The 7298-nt window shown below is 62.7% G+C and carries 8 protein-coding genes and 1 pseudogene; 7 read left to right on the top strand and 2 right to left on the bottom strand.

The annotated features are described in order from the left end of the window. The 5 genes and pseudogenes from EN879_RS17820 to EN879_RS17800 form a co-directional block, all read left to right on the top strand. Nucleotides 1-333, top strand: a pseudogene (locus EN879_RS17820) (polyprenyl synthetase family protein); the annotation flags it as partial. Between the two features lie 105 nt (nt 334-438). Next, nucleotides 439-1107: a GntR family transcriptional regulator gene (locus EN879_RS17815; RefSeq protein WP_063167653.1), complete on the top strand. Its 669-nt coding sequence runs from the start codon at nt 439-441 to the stop codon at nt 1105-1107. Between the two features lie 107 nt (nt 1108-1214). Then, nucleotides 1215-1808: a biotin transporter BioY gene (locus EN879_RS17810; RefSeq protein WP_063167654.1), complete on the top strand. Its 594-nt coding sequence runs from the start codon at nt 1215-1217 to the stop codon at nt 1806-1808. Beyond that, complete coding sequence (locus EN879_RS17805) at nt 1805-2248, top strand: DUF1284 domain-containing protein (RefSeq protein WP_063167655.1); 444 nt, start codon at nt 1805-1807, stop codon at nt 2246-2248. The genes EN879_RS17810 and EN879_RS17805 overlap by 4 nt, the downstream gene beginning before the upstream one ends. 257 nt (nt 2249-2505) lie before the next feature. Continuing rightward, the gene (locus EN879_RS17800; RefSeq protein WP_063167656.1) at nt 2506-4281 is read left to right on the top strand and encodes a tetratricopeptide repeat protein; all 1776 of its coding nucleotides are present in this window, start codon (nt 2506-2508) and stop codon (nt 4279-4281) included. An 82-nt stretch (nt 4282-4363) separates the two neighbouring features. Here the strand turns inward: EN879_RS17800 and EN879_RS17795 are convergent, their stop codons facing one another. Continuing rightward, nucleotides 4364-4825 (bottom strand): GNAT family N-acetyltransferase, encoded by a 462-nt coding sequence (locus tag EN879_RS17795; RefSeq protein ID WP_024502644.1) that lies wholly within the window; start codon nt 4823-4825, stop codon nt 4364-4366. A 196-nt stretch (nt 4826-5021) separates the two neighbouring features. Here EN879_RS17795 and EN879_RS17790 point away from each other — a divergent pair, with 196 nt between their 5' ends. Further along, entirely contained in the window at nt 5022-5942 is a 921-nt protein-coding gene (locus EN879_RS17790; protein WP_174299093.1) for a glycine--tRNA ligase subunit alpha, read from the top strand. Between the two features lie 3 nt (nt 5943-5945). Here EN879_RS17790 and EN879_RS39005 read toward each other — a convergent pair whose 3' ends face one another. Continuing rightward, entirely contained in the window at nt 5946-6122 is a 177-nt protein-coding gene (locus EN879_RS39005) for a hypothetical protein (protein WP_164755492.1), read from the bottom strand. A 226-nt stretch (nt 6123-6348) separates the two neighbouring features. Here EN879_RS39005 and EN879_RS17785 point away from each other — a divergent pair. Further along, nucleotides 6349-7298: glycine--tRNA ligase subunit beta (locus EN879_RS17785; protein WP_127274158.1), on the top strand; the 950-nt coding region annotated here is incomplete at its 3' end.

Raw genomic sequence — 7298 nt, 5'->3', positions numbered from 1 at the left:
GGACTATGGCGGCACCAGCAAGGATCTCGGCAAGAACGTCGGCGACGATTTCCGCGAGGGCAAGGTGACGCTTCCGGTCATTCTCGCCTATCGGCGCGGCACCAAGGCCGAGCGCACCTCTGGAAGCGCGCCATCGAGGACAATGTCGCCGATGACGCCGGCCTGGAAAAGGCGACCGGCCTGATGACCCGCCACGGCGCCATTGCCGACACGATCGGACGCGCGCGCCATTTCGGCGAGATTGCCCGCGACGCGCTGGCGCCGCTCGAAGCGACGCCGCAGAAATCGGCGCTGATCGACGTCATCGATTTCTGCATCAGCCGGGTCAACTAAAGGCTGGACTTTCGCGACGCTATCTCTGGCCTGCGCTAAGAGGAAGTTTAGGAATTCGGTCCCGCCGTCTCGACAAGCCGCCCTGCCGCAAATTATCTATAAAACATGGCAAAGGGCACAGACGACACCATCGCGGTGCGCATCAGCAAGGTTCTGGCGGACCGCATCATTTCCGGTGCGATCGAGCCGGGGGCCAGGCTTCGGCAGGATCACATCGCCGAGGAATTCCAAACCAGCCATGTTCCGGTGCGCGAGGCCTTCCGCCGCCTCGAGGCGCAAGGGCTGGCCATCGGCGAACCGCGCCGCGGCGTGCGTGTCGCGTCTTTCGACCTGGGCGAGGTCAAGGAAGTCGCCGAAATGCGCGCCGCCCTTGAAGTGCTGGCGCTGCGCCACGCGGCGCCGCATCTGACATCGGCCATTCTCGATCTCGCCGAGGAGGCGTCCAAGGCTGGCGACAAGTCCCGCGATGTCCGGTCGTGGGAAGAGGCCAACCGCGCCTTCCACCGCTTGATCCTGTCGCCATGTGGCATGCCGCGCCTGCTCGCCACCATCAACGATCTGCACGCGGCAAGCGCCCGTTTCCTGTTCGCGGCATGGCGCTCGGAGTGGGAGACACGCACCGATCAGGACCATCGCGCGATCCTCGCCGCCTTGCGGCAGGGAAACACCGAATCGGCGGCCGTCACACTGGGGCGGCACGTCCAATGGATTGGCCGCAAGCCGGTCAGGACGGCTTCCGGAACGACGCGCGAAGCCTTCGCCATCGTAGGTTAGACGGCCTCCGCCAAAGCCAGGGCTTGCAATCTCCAGGGAAGTGTGGATTCGATAATAGATCGAAAACAGAAATTATCTATAATTTGAAATCGATCGAAGGAATCCCAATGACAGACGTCGCATTCTCGTCCAGCAAGCCGTCGTTCAGCCCGCTCCGGCTCCAGGATCGTTCTCTTGCCTGGCAGATTGGAGCCGTTGTGCTCGGCACCCTGTTCCTGGCGCTGTCATCCTACGTCGAAGTGCCGATGGTGCCGGTCCCGGTGACGATGCAGACCTTCGCCGTGACATTGGTCGGCGCGCTCTATGGCTGGCGGCTTGGCGCGCTCACCATCGCCGCCTGGCTGGTCGAGGGTGCGGTCGGCTTTCCCGTTCTGTCCGGAGGGGCAGCGGGTGCGGCGCATTTCGTCGGGCCGACGGCTGGCTATCTCTTCGCCTTCCCGCTTGTCGGCGCACTGGTCGGCTGGCTGGCCGAACGCGGCTGGAACGGCAAAAGGGTGATGCTTGCCTTCGTCGCCATGCTGCTTGGCAACCTTGCCTGCCTTGTGCTGGGCACAGCATGGCTTGCCGTCATGATTGGAGCCGAACAGGCCGTTACCTTCGGCTTCCTGCCGTTCATCGTCGGCGGCTTGCTCAAGTCGGCGCTGGGTGCCGCGACGCTCATGGCGCTTCGCGGCGGCAAGGCCAAGCTGGTCAATCCGTGACGATCAGGCTGCGCGCCCATCACCTCCTTTGCCTGCTCACCTATGTGGGCAAGGGATACAGCCCCGCCTTCACCGCCAATTATGATCGCGTAGCGGAGCGCCTGAGCCGGGGCGAGGACGTCCTCCTCGTTTCCGGCCCAGACGATGTCTGCGCCCCGTTGCTCGACGAGCCGGAACCGCACTGCCTCAACGAGAGCGTCGTCGAGCGGGACCGGCTCGCCGCGCAGGACGTGGAAGAATTGTTGGCACGGCCAATCCAGGTCGGCACCTGTGTTGATCTCGACACGGCGATGCTGGGCCGGATGCGGCAGGCGTTTTCGGCTGGCCTTGTACGCAAGGCCTGCGGCGGCTGCGAATGGAACGAACTGTGCAGCACGATAGCGGCCGGCGGCTACAGCGACACGCTGGTGCAACGGTCTGCCTCGCCAGGCAAGGGCTGATATTGGCCCGAGCCTTGGCGGTCGAAGCGGAGCCTCAGCGTCGAATCTGTGATATATTCGGCGCCGCGTAGGGCCATGGCCGAAATCCCAAGAGCGGAAAATTGGTGCCTGTCGCCATGATTTGTTAATCGGGTGCCCGGATTGTGAATTCGAGGCGGATTGAAGCGCGACCCCAAAAAGGCCATGCTTTGCCTGGAAAGATCGAGTCTACGCCGATCCCGCTGACGCGGAGATGGCGCCTGGCTGAAAGGGATACGATGCGGCAAGGACGTGCGCGCTGGCTGACAAGGCTGGCAATTGTGACAGGCATGGCGATCTCGGCTTTGCCGGCCTATGCCAAGCAAACCACCGAACCGGTCAAGATCACGTCGTTTTCGGGCGCCTATCTGGCAGCCCGGATCGCCGAAGGCGATAACGACCTCGACAGCGCCATCGCCTACTACAAGCAAGCATTGGCCTTCGACCCGAGCGACACCGGCCTGCAGCAGAGCCTGATGCTGTCGCTGATCGCGCAAGGGCGCTTCGACGAATCCCTGGTCTATGCCGACAAGCTCAAGGAAGTGCCTGACATCGAGCGTTTCTCTCGGCTGGCGCTCGCCGTCGATTCCTTCCACAAGAAGGATTTCACCAAGGCGCAGTACTGGCTCAAGCTGTCGCTGGAATCCGATCTCGACCGGCTGATCTCCGGGGTGATGTCCGGCTGGGCGCAGCAAGGCGCCGGCGAGCCTGCCGATGCGATGGCGTCCATCGACAAGCTGCAGGGGCCGGATTGGTTCGGCCTGTTCAAGTCGTTCCACCGCGCCCTGATCGCTGATGCATCCGGCATGCCCGAAAAGGCCGAGGCGATCTACGCCGCGACCATGCAGGATACCGCCGCCGGTGGTGCCGCTCCCGAAACCTGGATGCGCAACGCCCAGGCCTACGCCTCGTTCCTGGCCCGCAAGGGCGACAAGACCAAGGCGCTGTCGGTGCTCGATCAGGCCGAGGCGTTTTCGCCTGGCAAGCTGGAAATCGTCGCCTTGCGCGACCGAATTGCAAAAGGCGACAAGATTGCGCCCCTGGTGGCCGGCCCATCCGATGGCGCCTCCGAAATCCTGCTCGACCTCGCCACCGCGCTCAACCGTGGCGGCGGCGAGCCCTTCGTGCGCCTCTATCTGCAATATGCGCTTGCTTTGAAGCCTGATAGCGACGCTGCCCTTGTGCAACTCGCTGCCGTGTCCGAGCAATTGAAGGACGGCGAAGGCGCCATCGCGCTCTATCGCCGGATCCCCGCCGGTTCGCCGCTGAAGGAGCTTTCGGACCTGCAGCTCGGCCTCAACCTTGCCGATCTCGACCGTCACGAAGAAGCGATCACTCATCTGAAGGCTTTCGTCGACGCCCATCCCAATGACATGCGCGCCTATCTGGCGCTCGGTGGCGTCTATTCCTCGAAGGAGGATTTCCGTTCGGCCGCCACACTCTACGACAAGGCTGTCGAGGCGCTGAAGACGCCGACCGCAGCCAACTGGAACATCTTCTACCAGCGCGGCATCGCCTATGAGCGCCTGAAGGAATGGCCCAAGGCCGAGCCGAACTTCCGCAAGGCGCTGGAACTGTTCCCCGACCAGCCGCAGGTGCTGAATTATCTCGGCTATTCCTGGGTCGACATGAACATGAATCTCAAGGAAGGGCTGGCGATGATTCAAAAGGCCGTCGACCTCAGGCCGAGCGACGGTTACATCGTCGATTCGCTGGGTTGGGCCTATTTCCGCCTCGGCAGGTTCGATGACGCGGTGCGCGAAATGGAACGCGCCGTGTCGCTTAAGCCGGAAGATCCGGTTCTCAACGATCACCTCGGCGACGCCTACTGGCGCGTCGGCCGCAAGCTGGAAGCCACCTTCCAGTGGAACCAGGCTCGCGACCTGAAGCCGGATCCCGATGTGCTGGCCAACTTGCAGCAGAAGCTGATGAAGGGCCTGCCGCCGATCGAATCCAACACGGCGCAGGAGACCCCGAAGGTCAAGCCGGAGCCGGTGCCCGCCCCGAAGGGATGAAGTCAGCCATTTGAATTCAACGCAAACGGGGCTCTTTTCAGAAGTCCCGTTTTCGTTTGAACCGCGTATTCGGTTGGCTGCCTCAGAAGAGCTTGCGATAGACGACAAAGCCGGAGTGTTCGGCGACCTTGTCGTAAAGCTTCATCGCCGTGTGATTGGTCTCATGCGTCAGCCAGTATACCCGGCCTGAGCCGGCCGCCTGGGCACGCTCGTAGACGCCCTCGATCAGCGCCCGTCCGATGCCTTTGCCACGCGATGCCTGCGTGGTGAAAAGGTCCTGCAGATAGCAATTCGGCGCGATCGCCGTGGTGCTGCGATGGAAGAGATAATGCACGAGGCCGAGAAGCCGTCCCTCGCTTTCGGCCACCAGCGCGTGGACCGGCTCATAGGCATCGAAGAAACGCGACCATGTCATCTGGGTAATCTCACCCGGCAGGGCCGTTTCGCCCGAGCGGCCATAAAATGCATTGTAGCCGTCCCACAGCGGCAGCCATTGCTCGAAATCCTGTCGCGCAACGGGGCGGATGACGATCGGGCTGGGCATGGCTGAAACCTGTTGTCGTTGCTGCACAGGCGAACAGAGCGCAGGCCCGAGAGATGGGCAATGGGCCAGCTCCATAATGTCGGCGCAACCGCATCGTCGTGCTTTGCTTGACGCTTCGCCGCCGTGTCTCTAGGACGTGCCGGCAAGCTAGCCTGTGCTGTCGAGGCCACCCGTGACAATTGAAATCCCCGCCCATATGCATCCCAGCCGCTCGTTCCAGGGGCTGATCCTGACCTTGCACAACTATTGGGCGGCCTATGGCTGCGTCATCCTGCAACCCTACGACATGGAAGTCGGCGCCGGCACCTTTCATCCGGCAACGACGCTGCGCGCGCTCGGCCCGAAACGCTGGAACGCTGCCTATGTCCAGCCCTCGCGCCGCCCCAAGGACGGGCGTTATGGCGAGAACCCGAACCGGCTGCAGCATTATTACCAGTACCAGGTGATCCTGAAGCCGAACCCGCCCAACTTGCAGGAACTCTATCTCGGCTCGCTGGCGGCGATCGGCGTCGATCCGCTGCTGCACGACATCCGCTTCGTCGAGGATGATTGGGAAAGCCCGACGCTGGGCGCCTGGGGTCTCGGCTGGGAATGCTGGTGCGACGGCATGGAAGTCTCGCAGTTCACCTATTTCCAGCAGGTCTGCGGTATCGAATGCGCACCGGTGGCCGGCGAACTCACCTACGGGCTGGAGCGGCTGGCCATGTATGTGCAGGGCGTCGACAATGTCTACGACCTCAATTTCAACGGCCGGGAAGGCGCCGACAAGGTCACCTATGGCGATGTCTTCCTGCAGGCCGAGCAGGAATATTCGCGCCACAATTTCGAACACGCCAACACGGCGATGCTTCTGCGCCACTTCGAGGACGCCGAGACCGAATGCAAGGCGCTGCTCGATGCCGGCGCGCCGGCATCGAACGACAATCTGCCGATGCACCGCATGGTTTTCCCGGCCTATGATCAGTGCATCAAGGCCAGCCATGTCTTCAACCTGCTTGACGCGCGCGGCGTGATTTCGGTCACCGAACGGCAGAGCTACATCCTGCGGGTGCGCAATCTGGCGAAGGCCTGCGGTGAGGCGTTTTTGAAGACGCAGGCGGGTGGCCTGGCGGCCTGAGTCTCAGGCCCGCTTCATCATCTCGAAGGAAGCTTTGATCGGCAGTATGTTCTGGCTGCTGGCACCGTCGATTGTGCGCAATGCCTGTCGAACGCCCGGCATCGAGAAGGCACCGTGAGCCTGCGCGGTGAAGCAGGCGCCGAGTGCGAGGATCTGCAGAAGTCTGGATGCCGTTTTCATGGTCGTTGAGCCAAATGTTCCCTGCCTGAGCGTGGGTCGCTTCAGCGCTGCGTTCGGTTCATGGAAATCTTTGATCCAAGGACGGGTGGCGCGGTCTCGTCCCGACAGGATGGCCAAAATTTCTGGAAACGGGCGCAAATCGGCGATCCCCGTGCGGAAAGGGTGACAGCGGCCAGCCGAGTTGCTATGCCCCCGCCCGGACCATTTTGCCGCGTGAGCCCCATCCATGCCTGACCTGCTTCTAGAACTCCGCTCGGAAGAGATTCCCGCCCGCATGCAGCGCAAGGCGGCTGGCGATCTCAGGAAGATGCTGACTGACGGCCTGGTCGAGGCGGGGCTGACCTATGAGGCGGCGCGCGAGTACTGGACGCCGCGGCGGCTGACCCTCGACATCAGGGGTCTCACCGCGCGCTCGAAGGATATAAACGAAGAGATCAAGGGGCCTTCGACATCGGCGCCCGAACAGGCGGTCCAGGGCTTCCTGCGCAAGGCCGGACTTTCCTCGATCGCCGAGGCGCATGTCCATTCCGATCCGAAGAAGGGCGATTTTTATGTCGCCCACATTTCGAAGCCGGGCAGGGCGGCCGAACAGATCATCGCGGACCTGGTGCCTGATATCATCCGCAATTTCCCGTGGCCGAAATCGATGCGCTGGGGGCCGGCCTCGGCCAAGCCAGGTTCATTGCGCTGGGTGCGCCCGCTGCAATCGATCCTGTGCACGTTCGGCCCGGAGACAGAGGAGCCGGTCGTGGTCGATTTCGAGATCGACGGCATCCGCTCCGGCAACATCACCTATGGCCACCGCTTCCATGCGCCTGATGCGATCATGGTGCGCCGCTTCGACGACTATGTTTCCAAACTGGAAGCGGCCAAGGTCGTGCTCGATGCCGACCGCCGCAAGGAGATCATCCTTGCCGACGCCCGCAATCTCGCCTTCGCCAACGGGCTCGATCTGGTCGAGGACGAAGGGCTGCTGGAGGAGGTGTCCGGACTGGTCGAATGGCCGGTCGTGCTGATGGGCGAGTTCGAGGAGGCATTCCTTGCCATTCCAGCCGAAGTGATCCGACTGACCATCCGCGCCAACCAGAAGTGCTTTGTGACGCGGCCGCAGGGTGTCGACGACGCGCTTTCCAATCGCTTCATTCTAACCGCCAACATCGAAGCCAGGGATGGCGG

The organism is Mesorhizobium sp. M7A.F.Ca.AU.002.02.1.1 (assembly GCF_003998535.1).
Taxonomy (GTDB): Bacteria; Pseudomonadota; Alphaproteobacteria; order Rhizobiales; family Rhizobiaceae; genus Mesorhizobium; species Mesorhizobium ciceri.
Note: the sequence above shows the minus strand (reverse complement) of the source record. Positions and strands in the feature narration are given on the sequence as shown.

Coding starts and splice junctions, on each gene's coding strand:
- EN879_RS17815 (WP_063167653.1), top strand. CDS start 439: ATGGCAAAGGGCACAGACGACACCATCGCGGTGCGCATCAGCAAGGTT.
- EN879_RS39005 (WP_164755492.1), bottom strand. CDS start 6,122: ATGAAAACGGCATCCAGACTTCTGCAGATCCTCGCACTCGGCGCCTGC.
- EN879_RS17810 (WP_063167654.1), top strand. CDS start 1,215: ATGACAGACGTCGCATTCTCGTCCAGCAAGCCGTCGTTCAGCCCGCTC.
- EN879_RS17795 (WP_024502644.1), bottom strand. CDS start 4,825: ATGCCCAGCCCGATCGTCATCCGCCCCGTTGCGCGACAGGATTTCGAG.
- EN879_RS17790 (WP_174299093.1), top strand. CDS start 5,022: ATGCATCCCAGCCGCTCGTTCCAGGGGCTGATCCTGACCTTGCACAAC.
- EN879_RS17800 (WP_063167656.1), top strand. CDS start 2,506: ATGCGGCAAGGACGTGCGCGCTGGCTGACAAGGCTGGCAATTGTGACA.